Source organism: Streptococcus sp. ST14, assembly GCF_046098195.1.
GTDB lineage: Bacteria > Bacillota > Bacilli > Lactobacillales > Streptococcaceae > Streptococcus.
Window position 1 is genome coordinate 11,366 of sequence record NZ_JBJUSF010000021.1, and the last position, 20,506, is coordinate 31,871.

14 protein-coding genes and 1 pseudogene are annotated in these 20,506 nt (G+C 40.5%); all 15 read left to right on the forward strand.

What is annotated here, in order from left to right; genetic code table 11:
* The first annotated feature begins 131 nt into the window (after positions 1–131).
* The 15 genes and pseudogenes from ACIY19_RS07465 (at position 132) to cysE (ending at position 20,501) form a co-directional block, all read left to right on the forward strand.
* Entirely contained in the window at positions 132–2,765 is a 2,634-nt protein-coding gene (locus ACIY19_RS07465; protein ID WP_409003087.1) for a DEAD/DEAH box helicase family protein, read from the forward strand.
* A gap of 130 nt (positions 2,766–2,895) precedes the next feature.
* Positions 2,896–5,952: a DEAD/DEAH box helicase family protein gene (locus tag ACIY19_RS07470; RefSeq protein ID WP_409003088.1), complete on the forward strand. Its 3,057-nt coding sequence runs from the start codon at positions 2,896–2,898 to the stop codon at positions 5,950–5,952.
* A 5-nt stretch (positions 5,953–5,957) separates the two neighbouring features.
* Positions 5,958–7,562, forward strand: coding sequence for a class I SAM-dependent DNA methyltransferase (locus tag ACIY19_RS07475; protein WP_409003089.1), 1,605 nt, complete (start codon positions 5,958–5,960; stop codon positions 7,560–7,562).
* Positions 7,555–8,754 (forward strand): restriction endonuclease subunit S, encoded by a 1,200-nt coding sequence (locus tag ACIY19_RS07480; RefSeq protein ID WP_409003090.1) that lies wholly within the window; start codon positions 7,555–7,557, stop codon positions 8,752–8,754. The genes ACIY19_RS07475 and ACIY19_RS07480 overlap by 8 nt, the downstream gene beginning before the upstream one ends.
* Positions 8,755–8,774: 20 nt before the next feature.
* Entirely contained in the window at positions 8,775–9,674 is a 900-nt protein-coding gene (locus tag ACIY19_RS07485; protein WP_000379786.1) for an ATP-binding protein, read from the forward strand.
* Positions 9,668–9,964, forward strand: a complete 297-nt coding sequence (locus ACIY19_RS07490; protein ID WP_000256281.1) for an STAS-like domain-containing protein — start codon at positions 9,668–9,670, stop codon at positions 9,962–9,964. Before ACIY19_RS07485 ends, ACIY19_RS07490 begins: the two co-directional genes overlap by 7 nt.
* 100 nt (positions 9,965–10,064) lie before the next feature.
* Positions 10,065–10,169 (forward strand): annotated as a pseudogene (locus ACIY19_RS07495) (addiction module toxin RelE); the annotation flags it as partial.
* On the forward strand, positions 10,162–11,247 hold the full coding sequence (locus ACIY19_RS07500; protein ID WP_000066198.1) for a HigA family addiction module antitoxin: 1,086 nt from the start codon (positions 10,162–10,164) through the stop codon (positions 11,245–11,247). The pseudogene ACIY19_RS07495 and the gene ACIY19_RS07500, both read left to right, overlap by 8 nt.
* 130 nt (positions 11,248–11,377) lie before the next feature.
* Positions 11,378–11,782, forward strand: coding sequence for a YbgA family protein (locus tag ACIY19_RS07505; protein ID WP_000438476.1), 405 nt, complete (start codon positions 11,378–11,380; stop codon positions 11,780–11,782).
* Complete coding sequence (locus tag ACIY19_RS07510) at positions 11,766–12,131, forward strand: TIGR02328 family protein (protein ID WP_409003091.1); 366 nt, start codon at positions 11,766–11,768, stop codon at positions 12,129–12,131. The genes ACIY19_RS07505 and ACIY19_RS07510 overlap by 17 nt, the downstream gene beginning before the upstream one ends.
* A 126-nt stretch (positions 12,132–12,257) precedes the next feature.
* Positions 12,258–13,361 carry a DUF3800 domain-containing protein gene (locus ACIY19_RS07515; protein WP_409003092.1) on the forward strand — a complete coding sequence of 368 codons (1,104 nt, stop codon included), beginning with the start codon at positions 12,258–12,260 and terminating at the stop codon, positions 13,359–13,361.
* Positions 13,362–13,681: 320 nt separating this feature from the next.
* A complete protein-coding gene (metE, locus tag ACIY19_RS07520) occupies positions 13,682–15,931 on the forward strand; it encodes a 5-methyltetrahydropteroyltriglutamate--homocysteine S-methyltransferase (protein WP_409003093.1) in 2,250 nt (749 codons plus the stop codon).
* Positions 15,932–16,025: 94 nt separating this feature from the next.
* Positions 16,026–16,892: a methylenetetrahydrofolate reductase [NAD(P)H] gene (gene metF / locus ACIY19_RS07525; RefSeq protein ID WP_025168823.1), complete on the forward strand. Its 867-nt coding sequence runs from the start codon at positions 16,026–16,028 to the stop codon at positions 16,890–16,892.
* A gap of 772 nt (positions 16,893–17,664) precedes the next feature.
* Positions 17,665–19,869, forward strand: coding sequence for a polyribonucleotide nucleotidyltransferase (gene pnp / locus ACIY19_RS07530; protein WP_409003094.1), 2,205 nt, complete (start codon positions 17,665–17,667; stop codon positions 19,867–19,869).
* A 14-nt stretch (positions 19,870–19,883) separates the two neighbouring features.
* A complete protein-coding gene (gene cysE / locus ACIY19_RS07535) occupies positions 19,884–20,501 on the forward strand; it encodes a serine O-acetyltransferase (RefSeq protein ID WP_409003095.1) in 618 nt (205 codons plus the stop codon).
* The last annotated feature ends 5 nt before the right edge of the window (positions 20,502–20,506 follow it).

The window sequence follows — 20,506 nt, forward strand, 5'->3', positions numbered from 1 at the left end:
TAAACTCCTCATAGATAGTATGATTCTACTATACCATATTTTGTGGAGAAAAACTATCTGGATTATCTGACTGGAGAAATAAGTGTGGTAAAATGAGAATAAGAAAATGACGGTATAGAATGAGGGGTATCATGTTAGGTTTAAACTTTAAAGGAAGCTGGCGCCAATATCAAAAACAGGTCTTGGATCGTTTTCAGGACTATCAAGCAGACGGTCATGTTCATCTAGTGGCCGCTCCAGGGTCTGGAAAGACAACCATTGGTATCGAGCTAATCGCTCGTTTTGGCAACCCAGCCCTCATCTTAGTTCCGACTGTCACCATTCGCGAACAATGGGTGGATAGAATACAAACTGCTTTTCTAGAGGATGGTCAGAGGCTTTCAGACCTCGTTTCCCAAAACTTAAAGGAGATGAAGGTATTAACGATTGTGACTTATCAGGCTTTTCATAGTGCCATGAACCAACTGCAATCACAAGAAGATGGAGAAGCAGAGGATTTTGTGGGGTTTGATTTGCTTGCAAGCCTAAGAGCTCAGAAAGTTGCGACTCTTTGTTTGGACGAATGCCACCACCTGCGCAATGAATGGTGGAAAAGTCTGGAAGCTTTTCGCAAGCAGTATGGACCGCTGAAACTCATCTCCCTGACAGCGACACCACCTTATGACAGTGAGCCTGAACTTTGGGAACGCTATATCCGTATGTGTGGGGAGATCAATCAAGAAATCACGGTACCTGAACTAGTCAAGGAAGACACTCTTTGCCCTCATCAGGATTTTGTCTATATGTGTTCACCAACAGCTGAAGAGGCGGAACGTCTCAAACGATTTGAGGAGACTAAGTGGGACTATATTCATCACCTTATATTCAATCCTGATTTTCAAACATTTGTAGCAGGGTCTAAGGTCCTCAAAGGGGATATTTCATCTGATTTGCTCTTAGAAGATCCCAAGTACTTGTCCGCTATATTGATTTATATGCATTCTCAGGGTTTAACGATTTCTCCCTCTTTACAAAATTTACTGGGAACCCAGAAGCTTCCAGCATTGACCTCATACTGGCTGGAGACGCTGTTGCAGAGCATACTCTATCAGACACCAGATTGGTATGAGGATCCAGATGGATATAGGAAAAAGTTAGAGGCTGACTTGAAGGCGCGTGGGTTGGTGGAAAAACGTCAGGTTTATCTGGTTAAGTCCAAGTCTTCTGATCAGCTTTTAACCCAATCTCTGGGGAAGTTGTCCGCCATTGCCGATATCTTCTGGACAGAGTATGAGAGTCTAGGTCAGGAACTGAGACAGTTAGTACTAGCTGACTATATTCGCAAGGATTTTGCCACCTATCTGGGAGATAATCAAGCAACCATTTCTCAGTTGGGGGTTCTCCCTTATTTTGAAAGCATTCGTCGAAAAGCTCAGGAGCAAGAGATACCTGTGTCTTTGGCTGTCTTGTCAGGTAGTGTCGTTATTTTGCCTACCGATGTGGCAGCAGAGTTGAAGGAGCTCTTGCCTCAGGTTCCTCTTAGTTTTTCATCTATTGGTCACTTAGATCCAAAAGATTATGTTCAGGTAGGTTTTCCGAGCTCAGCTAAGGGAATCGTAACGGCAGTGACGGAGCTTTTTCAACGAGGACGGATTCAAGTCCTAGTCGGAACCAAATCTCTCCTCGGAGAGGGTTGGGATGCTCCTTGTGTTAATTCCCTAATCCTCGGAAGCTTTGTGGGGAGCTTTATGCTGAGCAACCAGATGCGCGGGCGTGCCATTCGTATCTGGCCAGGACATCCAGAAAAGACCAGCAACATCTGGCATCTGGTAGCCGTTCAAGCTCAAGCACTCATCACTCTTCCTGGTGAGGAGTCTAGACCAGAGAGCAATCAGGATCTGCAGACCTTGTCGCGACGGATGGAGCATTTTCTTGGCTTGGCCTATAATCAGGAGAGTATTGAGACTGGTTTGGATCGTTTGGATTTTCCAAAGCCCCCTTTTAAGAAAAAGCAAATTAGTGAGTACAATGAGCGAGTTAAGAGTCTCTCCAAGGATCGAGCAGGCTTGAGAAAAAAATGGCAGGAAGCTCTTGTTGTAGCGGATCAATTTGAGATAGTTACAGAAGTCGCGGCTCAAAAACAGAAGGTCCCAGTCATGCTCTTGCTTGATGCATTAAAATGGGTTCGCCTGTCATTACTCTTGTTGGCAGTGGATTTGTTGGTCTTGCTATTTAGACTGAGACTGATCGGTGTTTGGTGGCTTACAGCAGCCTGTTTCCTCTTTTTGGCCTTTGCATCTTGGCGCTACCTCCGCTATAAGAGTCCCTATAAACGCTTGCAGTCTCTGGGTGAGCAGATCCGAAAGGCTCTGCTAGATTCGGGACATCTAACGGATGATCAATCCCGTGTTCAGGTAGAGGAGGACAAGGAAAACTACATGGTTTTCGCCTATCTCAAGGGAGGAAACATGAGGGACAAGGAGCTGTTTGCGCAGACTGTGGGAGAGTTCTTTGCTCCAGTGGATAACCAGCGCTATCTCTTGAAGGCAGAGAAAGTCCGACAAGGTCAGTCACCTTACTATGTCGTGCCTAGTCTTTTTGATAAGCGCAAGGAAGAAGCACAGAAATTCCTTGACTTTCTGACGCCAACTATTGGACGTTATCACCTGATCTACACACGAACAGAGGCAGGAAGGAAAACCCTTCTCGAAGCTCGTATAAAAGCTCTCTCTAACAAAAATGACCGTATCTTGACTAAGAAGAAGGTTAAAAGCCGGTTGGAGTAGGGGAGTATGGAAAAATCCATCTGAAACATGATATAATAATAGAGAAAATAATTTTTAATAGTTGAAACAGTTGAATAGAATGAAGCGTTTAGAATAAACTATTCTTACAAAGCATAAGAAAGGTTTTTTGATGGCAAAGAAAAAAGATTTTTCTGAATTAACCAGGGTACAAATTCCAGCAGCTCTAAACCTTATGAGACTGGGCTATACCTATCTTCCCCGTAATGGGAAGGAGATTGCAGAACGAGATCCAGATACCAATATCCTCGTATCTGTTTTTAAGGAGCAATTTTTAAAATTTAACAACTACCTGACAGAGGAAGACTTTGAGAGAGAACTGGCCAATGTCAAGTTGGAACTAGATCAAAATGACTTGGGACGTTCTTTCTTTAGACGCCTGCAAGGTCAGGAAGATACTGTTTATATTGACTGGGAAAACCCTGAAGCCAATACTTTTCATCTAGCGCTTGAAGTCACTTGTAAAAATGGCCAGGATGAATTCCGTCCTGACATTGTCGTATTTATCAATGGTCTGCCTCTTTCTTATATCGAAGTGAAACAGCCAAATGCGATTCGAGATGGGAAAACAGGAATTCAGTCGGAGCAAGACCGAACTAGACAACGCTTTGAAAATCGCAAGTTCCGCCGCTTTAACAATATCACCCAGTTGATAGCTCTGTCTGATAATTTGCCCTATATCAGTGGGCAAGGTCAACAGAAACAGGGCTCTTACTACGGTTCAAATGCCTATTCAAAAACCAAGTTTAATGCTTTCAAGGAAGAAAGAGAAGAAGATTTTCTTCATTCCTTAGCAACCTTAACAGAGGACCAAATCGACTTCGTTTTAGATGACATGAACCACTTTGCCCTCAAGTCCCAGCCAGAATTCAAAACAAACCTAAACCCTGACACACCTTGCAATGCCTTTCTGTCCTCCTTGTATCTGAAAGAACGCCTGCTCTTTATGCTTCGTTTTGGACTAGTCTATGTAGAGGAAGAGAGCAAGAATGGTCAGATGCAACTGCAGAAGCACGTCATGCGCTACCCTCAGTATTTTGCGACACGTGCCATTGAAGAAACAATTGCAAGAGGTGTTAAGAAGGGTGTTATCTGGCATACACAAGGTTCAGGGAAGACAGCCTTGGCATTCTTCAATATCCGATATCTGACCAATTATTTCTCAAAACAGGGAATCGTCCCTCAGTTTTACTTTGTCGTGGATCGTTTGGATCTGGCAGACCAAGCCTTTAAAGAATTTACCAAACGAGGGCTCAAAGTTAAGCGAATCAACAGCCCTCAAGAGCTCAATCAAAAACAAGATGGTTATGATGTTGCTGTGGTCAATATCCAGAAGTTCAAGGATAATTCAGACTTGACTGACCGCTCTGGTTATGACCTCCATCGTCAAAATATCTATTTTATCGATGAAGCCCATCGCTCTTATAATGAACGCGGTTCCTACCTACCAAATCTCTATCAGGCAGATACCAATGCAATCAAGATTGCTTTGACTGGGACCCCATTGATCACCTATAAGAAAGATGGCAAGACCAAGGAAAATCATGCGACCACACGTGATATTTTTGGGGACTATATCCACAAATACTACTACAACCAGTCTATCGATGATGGCTTTACCCTACGTTTGATGCGAGAAGATATCGAGACTTCTTATAAAGACAATCTCAGATCCATCAATGAAGAGATCCAACGTGGAGGCTTGTCCAAGGAGGATATCTTTGCTCACCCTCGTTATGTAGAACCTATGTTAGACTTTATCATCGAGGACTTTAATCGTGCACGTGATGTAATTTTTGATGATCAGACGATTGGTGGCATGATCGTCTGTGACTCGTCAAAGCAGGCGCGTGAGCTTGAAAAGCAATTGGAAAAACGTCGTAAAGCTGGAACAATCAACTTGACATCCGCATTGATTCTCCATGATGAGGGAGATAAGGAAGAAAAGAAAGACAAGGTAGATGCTTACAAAGAAGGCAAAATTGACCTTATCATCGTCTACTCCATGCTCTTGACAGGTTTTGATGCCCCGCGTCTCAAACGTCTCTACCTAGGGCGTAAAATCAAGGCTCATAACCTTTTACAGACTCTAACCCGTGTCAATCGTCCATACAAGGACTATCTCTTTGGCTATGTCATCGACTTTGCGGATATTTCGAAAGAGTTTGACAGGACCAATCGTGCCTATCTGGAAGAACTCAATCAAGAGTATGATACAGCCTTGACAGGGGAAAAAGGAGAGGATGTTTTTGGCTCGCTCTTTGTCCCTGCAGACGAGATTTCTCATGAATTAAGCAAGACTGAGCAAATTCTCATGGATTATCCGACGGGAAATCTGGAATACTTTTCTCAAGTTATCAATGATATTAAGGATAGAAAGCAGTTAAATGACCTTCGTAAAGCCCTAGAGTCTATCAAGCAGTACTACAATGTCGCTCGTTTACTAGGTTATGAACATCTGCTCCAAGAGATTGATATCAATCAGATAGCAATCTTGCTCAATATCCTCTCCAGACGCTTACTAACCTTGTCCTTGATTGACAAACCAGATGAGTTTTCAAGCCGAACCCTTCTAAACTTGGCTATGTCTGAGACCAGCTTCAGCTTTATCAAGATTGCTGAGGAAGAACTCCGTCTAGCGGCCAACGATCTAGAAGATTGGAGACGTCGTGTTGGTAGTGGTATTAATAAGCAGATAGATGAAAAGGATCCTGAGTGGGTTTCCCTCTATGAGGAATTTCAGCGCATCATGAAGAAACACTTGATTCATGGCCAAGAAGGTTTTACCATGGAAAATATCAAGGAAACGCAAAAGGCCTATGAAAAACTCTTTGCAGATGTAGAAAGCTATCATAGTCGGATGCGTCGTCTAAGCATGAATTTTGATGGCGATATCATGGCGGTACGTTCCTACAAGCATGTGACTAACTCTGCCATGGTTCGTGACTTTCCAGCTATTTACTATGTTATCAAAGATTCTAAAGTCAAATTAGACCAAAAAATTGGTCAAAACCAAGGGATATTAGAAAATGAAGGATATCTAAAGAGATTGATTGAAGAAGAAATCACGCATGGAGTTCTGGATAGTCAATCTGATAGAAGATTATCAATGCAAGATGTTGATCGTGTAGTTGAATCATTGTTTGAAGAATATGAACGGGAGTATTAACTTTTATGAGTGAAACATTTAAATCTCAAATAAAAAACTTGGTAGATGATTTGAAGGCTGTTTTTACGCATGTTGGATTAGGCGGAGAAGCAGCTGAATATAAACTTCTTACGCAGTCCTTTCTATATAAGTTTTTAAACGACAAGTTTTTATATAAAGCAAAAGCTATTGACGCTTCTAATAGTTATGAAAAACTAATTGAGATGAGTGAAGAGGATTATGCTTGGCTTCTAAAATTTATCGGTACCAGCACCGCTTGGCTCAAGCCAGACCAGTTGATCGAAACCCTCCACCGTCAGCAAAATGAGCCAACTTTTTACGAAACTTTTGAAAATACTCTTAACCAGATAGCCATTGACAATAACGATATCTTCTCTGTGCATACAGACGGGGATACGGCCATTCGTCTCTTTGATGAACGTTTGATTACAGATACCATCTCAGATAGCAGTAAGCGCAACGAGGTGGCAAAGGCTATTATCAATCTCCTTGCACGCGTCAAGTTTGATGAGACCATCTTTTCACAAGGCTTCGACTTTTTCTCTACCCTCTTTGAGTACATGATCAAGGACTACAACAAAGACGGTGGTGGCAAGTATGCCGAGTACTACACACCTCACTCTGTAGCCAAGATTATCGCCGATATTCTGGTGGGAAATGACCAACCATCAAACGTGCGCATCTATGATCCGTCAGCTGGTTCGGGCACCTTGCTTATGAACTTAGCTAGTCGTATCGGTGTAGATAAGACCACTGTTTATAGTCAAGATATCTCGCAAAAGTCATCCAATCTCCTTCGTCTCAACCTCATCTTGAACGGACTGCAACACTCCATACATAATATTGTACAGGGAAATACCATTATCGCTAATCGCCATCCTGAAAAGATGGACTATATCGTGTCCAACCCTCCTTTCAAGTTGGACTTTTCAGAGTGGCGTGACCAAGTGGAGACCTTGCCAGAAGCCAGTGAGCGTTTCTTTGCAGGTGTGCCCAAGGTTCCAGCTAAGTCTAAGGACAAGATGGCGATTTACGAGCTCTTTGTCCAGCATATCATCTACTCCTTGAAGTCAGATGGTCAAGCAGCCGTTGTCTTGCCGACAGGCTTTATCACGGCCCAGTCTGGGATTGATAAGACTATCCGCCAACACTTGGTGGATAATCAAATGCTGGCAGGTGTCGTTTCCATGCCGTCTAATATCTTTGCGACGACAGGTACCAACGTCTCCATCCTCTTTATTGATAAGAAAAATAAGGGCGATGTCGTCCTTATTGATGCCTCAAACCTCGGAACAAAGGTCAAGGAAGGCAAGAACCAAAAGACTGTTCTGTCTCCTGAGGAAGAGCAGAAGATCGTTGAGACCTTTATCAAGAAAGAAGTCGTCGAGGACTTTTCAGTCACTGTCTCTTATGAGGATATCAAGGAGAAAAATTACTCTCTCAGCGCTGGCCAATACTTTGACATCAAGATCGACTATGTGGATATCACAGCAGAAGAGTTTGAAGCCAAGATGACCGCCTTTCAAAATAAACTATCAGATCTCTTCCAGCAATCTCACCAACTGGAGCAGGAGATAGAGAAGCAAATGAAGGGAATCAAGTATGAGTGAAGTAGAATTTGAATTACGTAAATTAGGTGATTTAATTGAAATTTATAATAACAAAAGGGCCCCGCTCTCAGCTAAACAAAGAGAAGGTCTTGAAAAAATTTATCCATATTATGGGGCACAAGGTATTGTAGACTATGTAGATGATTATATTTTTGATGGTAAGTATATTCTAATTGCAGAAGATGGAGAGAATCTAAAGTCTAACAATAAATCAATTTGTACTCTAGCAACAGGCAAATATTGGGTAAACAACCATGCGCACATTATTGAGGGGAATGATGAAACAAATACGGATTTTCTTTATTACAAATTGAATTCCATTAGCTTTGCTCCCTATATAACTGGAAGTGCACAACCGAAATTAAATAAAGAAAATTTATTAAATATAGAATTATACATTCCTTCAAGAGAACATCAAGATAAAATAGCAAAAGTTCTAACTTTACTTGACCAAAAAATCCAAATCAACAACCAAATTAACCAAGAGTTGGAAGCTATGGCTAAGACTCTTTATGACTACTGGTTTGTGCAGTTTGATTTCCCAGACCAGAATGGCAAACCCTACAAATCATCAGGCGGAAAGATGGACTATAACCCAGAACTCAAACGCGAAATTCCTGAGGGGTGGGGAGTGGAGAAGTTGTCTTCATTGCTTGAAATTGGTAGAGAGACAATAAATCCAATGAAAACTCCTAAAGAAGAATTTAAATATTATAGTATACCAGAATATGATGTTTCAGGTTCTTTCTCATATGAGCTTGGAGAAACTATTAGAAGTAATAAATTTATAGTTGAAAAAAGTGACTTATTAGTTTCAAAACTTAACCCATGGTTTAATCGAGTTGTTTATAACTTAGAAGAAAATGCAATATCATCAACAGAGTTTATTGTATGGAAAACTTTTAATCGATTTGAGAAAAATTTTTTATACCAAGTTGCAACTAGTAAAGAATTTATTGAATATTGCACACGATTCGCAACAGGAACATCAAATAGTCATAAAAGGGTATCGCCTGATATAATGGTTGGCTTCCAGATTCCATTTAAAAAAACGTATATACAGAAATTCGGGGAAATTACTGATAGCATTAGAACCCAAGTTTTACAAAATAATGTACAAAATCAAGAACTTACCCAACTTCGCGATTGGCTCTTGCCAATGCTGATGAATGGACAGGTGAAGGTGGAGTAGGGAAAAGAAAAGAGGAATAAATGGATACGATTGTACTTCCTAAGCATTTAAATAAAGAATCAATCAGAGAGGTTGTTATTAAATTTAGAGACTACGTAACTAAATCAGAAATTGGTTCGGAAGTTCAAATTGATATGAGAAGAATTGAATTCTCTGAGCCTTCTGGTATGGTTTCCTTGAGTAATATTATTAAATGGGCTGAAAAAAACAAGAAGATTGAGGTTACATTTATCGTTGATACTGAGACAGAAAATGTTGAAAATAGAAAGGTGATGAATTATTTATCTGATTGTGGATTCTTTAAGAATTTTGGTCAAGAGGATATTTTCAAAAAACCTAATTTACGGCCTACAACATTGACTTTGAAGCATGTTGAAACAAGTAGAATTAATCAATGGCAACAATCAGATCTTATGATATGGTTGCAGAATCAGACGAAGAGAAAAAATGATTTTTCATCAATCTGTGTGGCGATTGACGAGATATTTAATAATATATCTGATCATTCAACTGAAAAAATAGGTTGTATCTTTGGCCAGCACTATCCAAATAAGAACGAAATTATTATTTCAGTATCAGATTTTGGTGTAGGAATACCGACGACTATTCGTGAGAAATTTAATGGGGATTTATCGGATGATAAATTGATAGAATATGCATTGCAAGAAGGAGTTTCTTCTCAATCGGTACCACAAAATAGAGGTGCAGGCTTGTCTAATATAATGAATACTTTAACAAAAAATGAAGTTTCTAGAGTGACAATTCTCTCAAATTGTGGTATGATTGAAATATTTAACAACGAAATTGTTAAATCAAAATCTTTTAGCGAATCATATCCAGGTACTTTTTTCGAATTAGTAATTGATGTGTCTAATGAACATCTATATGACTTAGAAGAAGAGGAGGAATTTTCATGGTAACGATTGAAGTGAAAAATATTGTAAACAATTATTCAGATAATCAATCGGGTCTTATTATACTTGATAAAATAAAAAGAGCATTTGAAGCGAATCAAACAGTCGTTGTATCGTTTGAATCGGTTCCATATGTAAGTACGTCTTTTGTTAATTCAGCATTTATTAATTTATTAAGTGATTATTCATTTGAGCGAATTAGAGAAGATTTAAAAATTATTAATTCAAATTCGCAAATTAATTCTTTAATTAAAAATCGATTTGCATTTGAAACGTCAAAAATTGCAGTAGTATAAAGCTTGTTAAGAATTCCAGCCAAATTTATATTTGGTTGGTTTTTACTTTCAAAAGATGCTAAAATTAAATTACCTAAAAGGTAATTTAATTTGAACAAATAGGCTGATTGTAGAATTTCGGGAGGAGGATATGGAGAAGGTATTTCCTAGTCCTGTAGAAATCGAAATTCTAAAAATAGAGGAGGTCAGCAATCACTATGAGTAATAAAATTATTGAATACAAAGACCTGATTGCTTTTCATCCAGGTCAGTATGTTGAAGAATTGATTGAAGATTATAATGTAACGCAGAAAGAATTTGCGAATCGTTTGGGAGTTTCAGCAAAGACTGTCAGCAAGCTTGTCAATGCTGAGGAGTCCATTAGTAAGGAAACGGCTCATAAATTAGCCAAACTAAGCGGAGTTTCAATGCAAACCTGGCTCAATCTTCAGAATGCTTATGATGTAAAAGTTGCAGAGATTGTAGAACAAAAAGAGCTAGAAGAAGGTGGCGAGAAAGAAATCTGTGAGATGATTGCTTTCAAGTATTTTAAGGAAGAAGACTACGTGCTAGACAAACGCTATAGCTTGAAGGAAAAGATTATCGAGCTTCGCAAGATTTTAGGTGTGGCAAGTTTAGAAAGCCTTACATCTTTTAACTATCTAGTCAGCTATCGGAATACGCGTGAGTTTACAACTAAAAGTATAGTAAACTCTAATATCATGCTGGAGTTGGCGTCTAAAAAAGCGCGTGATAAAACGACAACTAAGCTAAATCGCAGAAAGCTAGAGAGAAGCCTGCCTGCGTTGAGAAAGTTGAGCAGACAAGACCCAGAAGTCTCTCCTCAACGCTTGTCTGATATCTTGCTAGACTGTGGTGTTGTCTTAGTCGGTTTACCTGCTTTGCCAAATGCCAATTTGAATGGAGCGACTAAAAAGTTCAGTAATGGTAGCGCCTTGCTTTTACTGACGGATCGAAACAAAGCGCCAGACATTTTCTGGTTCTCACTATTTCATGAGATTGGACACATTCTGGAGAATGATTTTTCATCTGATGAAGGAAACAGTGAGTCCTATCTTCGTTCTGAGGAACAGGCAGACCAGTTTGTAAAAGATTTCTTGATTAGGCCAGAAGATTATCAAGCTTTTGTAGGAAAAGGAAATTTTGATAAGTCAGATATCATACGTTTTGCGGAGGAAATCGATATTCATCCTAGCGTTGTTTTAGGCAGATTACAAAATGAAGGTATTCTAGGTTTTGACCGTTTCCGAGAACTAAAAGAGAATTATTACTTTGTTTCCTAAGTGTCAGGAAATTTTTAGAAGAAGAAAAAAGATTCATACAGTCAGTCATGTGAAGTCATTAATTCGTTCATTTTTAAGGTACAACATTGTTTCCATATTCCCTGGAAACGGATAGAAAGTAAGGAGAAATATGGAACAAACTAACCAAAAATCCCAGTGCCAGCAACTCTGGGCTAGAAACAAATACCTCGTTTTGAGCCATTCTAGCAATATTTACAATGAGATTCGCCAATACTTGAAGAATGAAGAGGTGGAGCTGAGTCTGGTTCAAGAGATGATTGACCGTGCTTGCCAGATTCCAGAACACAGGGGTCAGGTTTGCAATGCCTTTCAGCATATTTGGGGCTATTTCAAGAAGAAAGCGACAGATGCTGAGCGCAAGGACTATCTGCTCTTGCTGGATCGCTACCGCTTTGGTCAGGTTTCCAAGGAAGACTTGATTGCTAAAACTCGAGAGTTGCTGGATCGCTATCCAAATAGCTACTTGCAACATTCGACTTTGCTGAAAGGAGACTCCCATGAGACTTTGGCATGAGGCTTTGATTTCACAACTTCCCCGTCCTCAGCTCTTAGGACAACATCGAGAGTGCTGTGCCCTTCGTGGCAATGGTTGGGGCAGAAAGCATGCGACGGTGAACTATGTCTTTACCCACTCGCCCTATCGTCTCTATGCCTATCATCGCTTGATCATGAAGGAGATGGCTAACCGTGGCTATAATGTCAGTCCAGAGTGGCTGGACAAGAACTATCGTGGCAAAATTTGCACTCCCTATGAAGACTTGCCTGAGGAGAAGCTAGGCAAGCCCATCTATAGTGAGCATGATGTAGGATACTACGAGGAGTGTCTGGCTAATCTCCGAGAGAAGGGGATTGAGCTGGAGTAAAAAATCTAATTAATAGTGTATTGAGAATTGTAAATCATATATATCTGTGTGACGAAAATCAATAAATTAAAATGTTTATTGAAGTTATTTAAATTTGATAATATAGAATAAAAGGAAAATTCAATTATGGAATTGACAATATTTGTTGATGAATCAGGGAATACTGGTAATCATTTTTTCGAATCTAATCAAAATTTTTTTACATTGGGATTTGTTATCGTACCAAATAGTAAAATTGAGATGCAGTACAATCTCATTAAGGAGTATAAGGAAAAATTATGTTTAACAGATGAGTTGAAATCTTCTAATTCAAATTTTAATTCTGAAATAAATATAAAAAATAGATTAGAGTTTTTTTATGATTTAAAAAGTAACGGAATTTACTTTGACTTTGTGTGCTATGAAAAAAATATGGTCTTAGCTCAAAAAATAACTGAATGGCTATTTGATCCAAATAATAATTGCTTTATGAATAATAGAATCACAGAACCTAACTTAGGAAGGGGGTTTCGAAAAAATATTGCTGAACTATTATTTATAAGTCTATCTGAAGAACAATGGGCTGAACTTGGTGATAGATTTAGAAGAACAAATAAAAGAACTAAAGTGAGATATCTTACAGCTGATGATATTAGGAATTTGATAATGTGTTTAAAATCAGCTATAGAAAGATATAATAAAGATTTTGCTAGATACATAGTAATTGAAGAGTTTGATATTGATAATATTTTAGAAGAAGTTAATGGTGAGAAAGAATCTTTATTGTATGAGCCATCATTGTTTTATGAATTAAATGATATTATAAGTTGTTTTAAAGAAAAATTAATAAATAGTTTTGATTTCGAACTTAAAATCAAAGTTATTCATGACAAGAATTCAAATGATAAACTACAGAATTCTCTATACTCGAACTTGAAAGATTCATTAGATGATAATCCTTTTTTGACCTTAGATATTCATTTTATTGATTCTAAAGAAGAGGGACTAATACAAGTTGCGGATTTATTTGCGGGACATATTTCGAGAATGATTAAGAATATAGATTGTTATTTGTCAATTGAAGAATCGCGAAATTTTATTTTACAGTGCATAGATGAAAAATACTCGAGATTTGATTTTTCTTTTCAAACATGGGAGAGTATTCTCAAAAAAGCAAAAGTTAAATATCAAAGTAATGATTTGGCATTAGAATTAGGTAAGTGGAGAAATTTTGTTAGGAAATACAAGTAGGTTTATAGCTAATTAATATTTCTAATTATTACAAGAGACTGAACAAAGAAGTTTAATTAGAGAAAACCAACCTATAGTCTTTTCTAATAACAAGCCATAGGCACTTATAAGAATAGTCAATAGCTCGTTTGAGAATTTTAACTAAAAGACAACATAAAGCAAGCTATACAAAGGATTTGAGGCACTGTTCTCAAGTCTTTTTCTTTTGTTCGAAAAAGTGATATAGTTTCAAACTATATCAAAGCCTAATTATTTACAATTATACAGACCCTTTCTTTTCTGTTAAGATAGTTTCAACAACAAATTTTGGAGGACACATCATGTCAACTACGATCATCGGTTTCCCTCGTTTAGGCGAATTCCGCGAATTAAAATTTACAACTGAAAAATACTTTAGAAAAGAAATCTCAGAAGAAGAACTCCTTGCCGCAGCAAAAGACTTGCGCGCAAAACACTGGAACATTGTCAAAGAAAAAGGCATCACTGAAATCCCATCAAACGATTTTTCTCACTATGACAACTTCCTAGATGCTGCTTTCCTCTTCAACGTGGTGCCAGCTTCTGTTCAAAACTTGGACTTGTCTGACCTTGAGCGCTACTTTGCTTTGGCGCGTGGATACCAGGGAGAAAAAGGGGATGTTCGTGCCCTTCCAATGAAGAAATGGTTCAACACCAACTACCACTACATCGTTCCTAAGTTTGAAAAAGATACTCAAGTCAAATTGGCTGGTCACAAGATCTTTGACGAGTTCCAAGAAGCCAAAGAACTTGGATTGAACACTCGTCCAGTTCTTGTAGGTCCATTCACTTTCCTTCAATTGTCAGACTTTGAAGAAGGCGTGAAAGCAGAAGACTTTGTGGACAGCTTTGTCGCTGCTTACCAAGAAGTTTTTGCAAAATTGGCCGAACTTGGTGCGACTCGCATCCAATTGGACGAAGCGGCTCTTGTTAAAGACTTGACTGCTGAAGAAAAAGCTCTCTTCTTGAACCTCTATAACAAGCTTTTGGCTGACAAAAAAGGCCTTGAAGTCTTGCTTCAAACTTACTTTGGTGACGTTCGTGACATTTACGCTGACCTTGTCAAATTGCCAGTAGATGCGATCGGTCTTGACTTTGTTGAAGGTAAGAAAACTCTTGAACTCGTTAAGGGTGGCTTCCCAGCTGACAAGACTCTCTATGCAGGTATTGTCAATGGTAAGAACATCTGGCGCAACAACTACGAAAAGAGCTTGGCTGTTCTTGAGCAAATCCCAGCTGAAAACATTGTCTTGACAAGCTCATGCTCACTTCTTCATGTGCCATTTACAACTGCTAACGAAGAATTTGAACCAGCTATCTTGAACCACTTTGCATTTGCTGTTGAAAAATTGGATGAGATCCGTGACTTGGATGCTATCCGCAACGGTCAAGGTGAACAAGCTCTTGCAGCTAACAAAGAACTCTTTGCGACTGAACGTGTTGGTGAAAATGCGGAACTTCGTGCGCGCATCGCTGGATTGACAGACGCTGACTACACTCGTTTGCCAGCCTTTACTGAACGTGAAGCTATCCAAGAAGAAGCCTTTAAACTTCCAGCTCTTCCAACAACAACTATCGGTTCATTCCCTCAAACTAAAGAAGTTCGTGCTAAACGTTTGGCCTTCCGTAAGGGTGAGTTGTCAGCAGAAGACTATGACAAGTTCTTGGCAGAGCAAATCGACGAATGGATTAAATGGCAAGAAGAAGTTGGATTTGACGTGCTTGTCCACGGTGAATTCGAGCGTAATGACATGGTTGAGTACTTCGGTCAAAACTTGTCAGGTTACCTCTTCTCTAAGAATGGTTGGGTACAATCATACGGTATGCGTGGGGTGAAACCTCCAATCATCTGGGGTGATGTCACTCGTCTCAACCCAATCACTGTCAAATGGTCTAGCTACGCACAAAGCCGTACAGACAAGCCTGTCAAAGGTATGTTGACTGGACCTGTTACCATCCTTAACTGGTCATTCCCACGTGAAGACATTTCTATCAAGGATTCAACTCTTCAAATCGCTCTTGCCATCAAGGATGAAGTTCTTGACCTTGAAGCTGCAGGTGTGAAAATCATCCAAATCGACGAGGCTGCTCTTCGTGAGAAATTGCCACTCCGTCGTAGCGACTGGTACGAAGACTACCTTGACTGGGCTATTCCAGCCTTCCGCTTGGTACACTCAACAGTAGCGCCAGATACACAAATCCACACTCACATGTGTTACTCAGAATTTACAGATATCATCCCAGCTATCGACAACATGGACGCGGACGTTATTTCCTTTGAAGCAAGCCGTTCAAACCTTGAAATCTTGGACGAACTCAAAGCGAAAAACTTCCAAACAGAAGTGGGACCTGGGGTTTACGATATCCACTCACCTCGTGTGCCAAATGAAGGTGAAATCGACCACACAATCGATGCTATTCTTGCTAAAGTACCAAGCAAGAAAGTTTGGATCAACCCTGACTGTGGTTTGAAAACACGTGGTATTCCAGAAACAAAAGAAAGCTTGATCCGCCTTGTCGAAGCAGCAAAAGCTGCGCGTGAGAAATTATAAGATAAGATTTCGCTCGTGACCCTGACTGATCAAGGAACTGCTTGGCCCTAGCTGGCTCAGCAATCATGAAATCAAAAAGAAAAGGATAATGACTATGTCACGCCAAACACCGTCACTTTCATTTGAAGTGTTCCCTCCAAACCCAGCTGTGGGTAATGATAAAATTATTTCAGCCTTGCAGGATATGCGGGAGCTGACACCTCACTTTATCAGTGTGACTGCCAGCAATAATAAATTTAATATCAAGGAAACAACGGTTCGTTTGGCTGACTTTATCCAGAATGACTTGGCGATTCCAACCATTGCCCACTTGCCAGCTATCTATCTGACCAAGGAAAAGGTTGCTGAAACCATTGCAGACTTGGATAAGGTTGGGGTACAGAAAATCTTGGCCTTGCGTGGGGATATTATCCCTGATGTGGAACCACAAAAGGATTTCCGCTACGCAACGGACTTGATTGAGTTCATCAAGGAACAAGCTCCTCACTTTGATATTGTTGGCGCTTGCTACCCAGAGGGGCATCCTGACTCGCCAAACCAAATCTCAGATATTCAAAATCTCAAGAAGAAAGTGGATGCAGGTTGTTCAAGCCTTGTAACGCAACTTTTCTTTGACAATGAGCGCTTCTACGATTTCCAAGATAAGTGTACCTTGGCAGGGATTGATGTTCCTATTCATGCGGGGATCATGCCCATTCTTAACCGTAATCAAGCGCTTCGTCTATTGAAAACGTGTGAGAATATCCATCTTCCACGCAAATTTAAGGCCATCTTAGACAAGTATGAGCATGACCCTGAGTCGCTCAGAGCAGCAGGACTTGCCTATGCCGTGGATCAGATCGTGGACTTGGTAACCCAGGATGTCGCAGGTGTGCATCTCTACACCATGAACAATGCTGAAACAGCCAAATACATCCACCAAGCAACCCATGCCTTGTTTAATCATCAGTCTTTAGGATAATAAAAAGCAAACCATTCTTCTCAGGTGAGGGGAATGGTTCCTTTTTAATAGAAAAGCCCGCACTTTTTAAGAAAAATATGATAAAATAGACTCTGTACGTACTTGATACAAAGATGAGGGTATTTAGGGTATTTAGGGTATTAAGGATTTTTTAATAGTTGATTAATTTTTAATCGAAATCTGATAATTGGTTCTATAATAAATACGAACGAAGTGAGTGTTAAAAGATATTTCACACTATAGTGGTATCCTAGAGAATAACTCTGTTATTTTCTAGGACGGAATTTTTGAGACTTCAGGCTTAAAAATTAGGGATGAAATTCCGAAGGAAGTTGCTCCCGTCCGCACTGTGTCAGTGAAATATCAAAAAAATTCTTAATTGAATTTTGGTCTCATTTCTTAGGAAAAAAGATAAGCTTCCTAGCACTCATCGAGTGTGGCGTCACCTTCCTATTTTTCTATAGAAATGTTCGGCAAACCGAACCGTCCAAAATATCTTGATTAATTGAACACGCCTACAACTCTGTGGAAAAAGATAAATCTACCTAGGAGCAGTCGCTCCGTCGTTCGATTTCCTATTTTCCTTTGAGTTGCTTAACGGCTTAGTATCTTGAAAATTGAACCCGGCCGAAAAGCCGTGTAAAAAAGATAAACTGTCTTGTCTTCATCGAAGACTCCGCCAGTTTCCTATTTTTACTCTGCTTTTTGCGTCTTTAGTATCTTGATCTTTGTAGGCAAGGCGTATAATATTTTCAATCCAAAGGGGATTAACATGACAAAACAAGTGTTTCAAACGACTTTTGCGGGTCGTGAGTTGGTTGTAGAGACTGGTCAGGTTGCTAAGCAAGCAAATGGCTCTGTTGTCGTGCGTTATGGTGAGTCAACTGTCTTGACTGCAGCCGTGATGTCTAAGAAAATGGCAACTGGGGATTTCTTCCCACTTCAAGTCAACTACGAAGAAAAAATGTATGCAGCTGGGAAGTTTCCTGGTGGCTTTATGAAGCGTGAAGGACGTCCTTCAACTGATGCGACTTTGACAGCGCGTTTGATTGACCGTCCAATCCGCCCTATGTTTGCGGAAGGTTTCCGTAATGAAGTGCAAGTAATCAACACGGTCCTTTCTTATGATGAAAATGCATCTGCACCAATGGCAGCCATGTTTGGTTCATCCTTGGCACTTTCTATATCAGATATTCCATTTGACGGACCAATCGCTGGGGTACAAGTGGGTTATGTAGATGGCCAAATCATCATCAACCCAAGCCAAGAACAAGCAGAGCAATCGCTTCTTGAATTGACAGTTGCAGGGACCAAACACGCTATTAACATGGTTGAGTCTGGTGCCAAAGAATTGTCAGAAGAAATCATGTTGGAAGCCCTTCTCAAAGGGCATGAAGCAGTTAAAGAATTGATTGCCTTCCAAGAAGAAATCGTTGCTGCAGTTGGTAAAGAAAAAGCAGAAGTAGAATTGCTCCACGTAGATGCTGAATTACAGGCTGAAATCATCGCAGCCTACAACAGTGACCTCCAAAAAGCGGTCCAAGTAGAAGAAAAATTAGCTCGTGAAGCTGCAACTCAAGCAGTCAAAGACCAAGTTACTGCCGTTTACCAAGAAAAATACGCAGACCATGAAGAATGTGACCGTATCATGCGTGATGTGGCTGAAATCTTGGAACAAATGGAACACGCTGAAGTGCGCCGTTTGATCACGGAAGATAAGGTACGTCCTGATGGTCGCAAGGTCGATGAAATCCGTCCTTTGGATGCGGTTGTTGACTTCCTTCCTCGTGTGCACGGTTCAGGTCTTTTCACTCGTGGACAAACTCAGGCTCTTTCAGTCTTGACCTTGGCTCCGATGGGAGAAACGCAAATCATCGATGGTTTGGACCCAGAGTACAAGAAACGCTTTATGCACCACTATAACTTCCCTCAATACTCTGTAGGGGAAACAGGTCGTTACGGTGCGCCAGGTCGTCGTGAAATCGGTCACGGTGCTCTCGGTGAGCGTGCCCTTACTCAAGTCTTGCCAAGTTTGGAAGAATTCCCATACGCTATCCGTTTAGTAGCAGAAGTCTTGGAATCAAATGGTTCTTCTTCTCAAGCCTCTATCTGTGCGGGAACTCTTGCCCTTATGGCTGGTGGTGTGCCAATCAAGGCGCCAGTAGCAGGGATTGCCATGGGTCTCATCTCAGATGGAAATAACTACACAGTATTGACCGATATCCAAGGATTGGAAGACCACTTTGGAGACATGGACTTTAAGGTTGCAGGTACTCGTGACGGGATTACAGCCCTACAAATGGATATCAAGATTCAAGGAATTACTGCAGAAATTTTGACAGAAGCCCTTGCTCAAGCCAAGAAAGCCCGTTTTGAAATCCTTGATGTCATTGAAGCAACCATCCCAGAAGTTCGTCCAGAATTGGCTCCAACTGCACCGAAAATTGATACCATCAAGATTGATGTGGACAAGATTAAGATTGTCATCGGTAAAGGTGGAGAAACCATCGACAAGATTATCGCTGAAACAGGCGTTAAAATCGATATCGACGAAGAAGGAAATGTATCTATCTACTCTAGTGACCAAGATGCCATTAACCGTACCAAAGAAATCATTGCTGGCTTGGTTCGTGAAGCGAAAGTGGATGAAGTTTACCATGCTAAAGTTGTTCGTATCGAGAAATTCGGTGCCTTTGTCAACCTCTTTGATAAGACAGATGCACTTGTGCACATTTCTGAAATGGCTTGGACGCGTACCAATAATGTCGAGGACTTGGTAGCTATCGGTGATGAAGTCGACGTTAAGGTTATCAAGATTGATGAAAAAGGCCGTATCGATGCCTCTATGAAGGCTCTTCTTCCTCGTCCACCAAAACCAGAGCGTGATGAAAAGTCTGAAAGTCCTCACCGTCCACGTCATCACAAGGATCACAAACCGAAGAAAGAATTTACACACAAAACAAAAGATTCAGAATAAGAAAGGAGAAATGTATGGGATGGTGGCGCGAAACCATTGCTATCGTAAAAGAAAATGATCCAGCGGCGCGCACCACTTTGGAGGTTCTACTGACCTATCCAGGTGTCAAGGCCTTGGCTGCCCACCGTCTCTCGCATTTTCTCTGGAAGCATGGCTTTAAACTTTTGGCTCGTATGCACAGTCAGTTTTGGCGCTTCTGGACTCAGATTGAGATCCATCCAGGTGCTCAGATAGAATCAGGTGTCTTTATCGACCATGGTTCTGGCTTGGTGATTGGGGAGACAGCGATTGTTGAGAAGGGAGTTCTCCTCTATCATGGGGTGACTCTTGGGGGAACTGGAAAAGACTGTGGGAAACGCCATCCGACCGTTCGCAAAGGAGCGCTTATATCTGCTCATGCCCAAGTCATTGGACCCGTTGAAATCGGTGAAAATGCCAAAGTCGGTGCAGCAGCAGTTGTTGTGGCAGATGTTCCTAGTGATGTGACGGTTGTCGGTATTCCTGCTAAGATTGTGCGGGTGCACGGTCGAAAAGATGAACCGGTCATTCACCAAGAAGAAGAAAAACGCGAATACTACGTTAATAAACTCGAACATGCTAGAGAAGCCAGTCATCGGTCTTCTAGCTTGTAAGGAGA

Excerpts from the sequence above, each read along its gene's own strand:
- ACIY19_RS07465 (WP_409003087.1), top strand. The coding sequence starts at position 132 with ATGTTAGGTTTAAACTTTAAAGGAAGCTGGCGCCAATATCAAAAACAG.
- ACIY19_RS07470 (WP_409003088.1), top strand. The coding sequence starts at position 2,896 with ATGGCAAAGAAAAAAGATTTTTCTGAATTAACCAGGGTACAAATTCCA.
- ACIY19_RS07475 (WP_409003089.1), top strand. The coding sequence starts at position 5,958 with ATGAGTGAAACATTTAAATCTCAAATAAAAAACTTGGTAGATGATTTG.
- ACIY19_RS07480 (WP_409003090.1), top strand. The coding sequence starts at position 7,555 with ATGAGTGAAGTAGAATTTGAATTACGTAAATTAGGTGATTTAATTGAA.
- ACIY19_RS07485 (WP_000379786.1), top strand. The coding sequence starts at position 8,775 with ATGGATACGATTGTACTTCCTAAGCATTTAAATAAAGAATCAATCAGA.
- ACIY19_RS07490 (WP_000256281.1), top strand. The coding sequence starts at position 9,668 with ATGGTAACGATTGAAGTGAAAAATATTGTAAACAATTATTCAGATAAT.
- ACIY19_RS07500 (WP_000066198.1), top strand. The coding sequence starts at position 10,162 with ATGAGTAATAAAATTATTGAATACAAAGACCTGATTGCTTTTCATCCA.
- ACIY19_RS07505 (WP_000438476.1), top strand. The coding sequence starts at position 11,378 with ATGGAACAAACTAACCAAAAATCCCAGTGCCAGCAACTCTGGGCTAGA.
- ACIY19_RS07510 (WP_409003091.1), top strand. The coding sequence starts at position 11,766 with ATGAGACTTTGGCATGAGGCTTTGATTTCACAACTTCCCCGTCCTCAG.
- ACIY19_RS07515 (WP_409003092.1), top strand. The coding sequence starts at position 12,258 with ATGGAATTGACAATATTTGTTGATGAATCAGGGAATACTGGTAATCAT.
- metE (WP_409003093.1), top strand. The coding sequence starts at position 13,682 with ATGTCAACTACGATCATCGGTTTCCCTCGTTTAGGCGAATTCCGCGAA.
- metF (WP_025168823.1), top strand. The coding sequence starts at position 16,026 with ATGTCACGCCAAACACCGTCACTTTCATTTGAAGTGTTCCCTCCAAAC.
- pnp (WP_409003094.1), top strand. The coding sequence starts at position 17,665 with ATGACAAAACAAGTGTTTCAAACGACTTTTGCGGGTCGTGAGTTGGTT.
- cysE (WP_409003095.1), top strand. The coding sequence starts at position 19,884 with ATGGGATGGTGGCGCGAAACCATTGCTATCGTAAAAGAAAATGATCCA.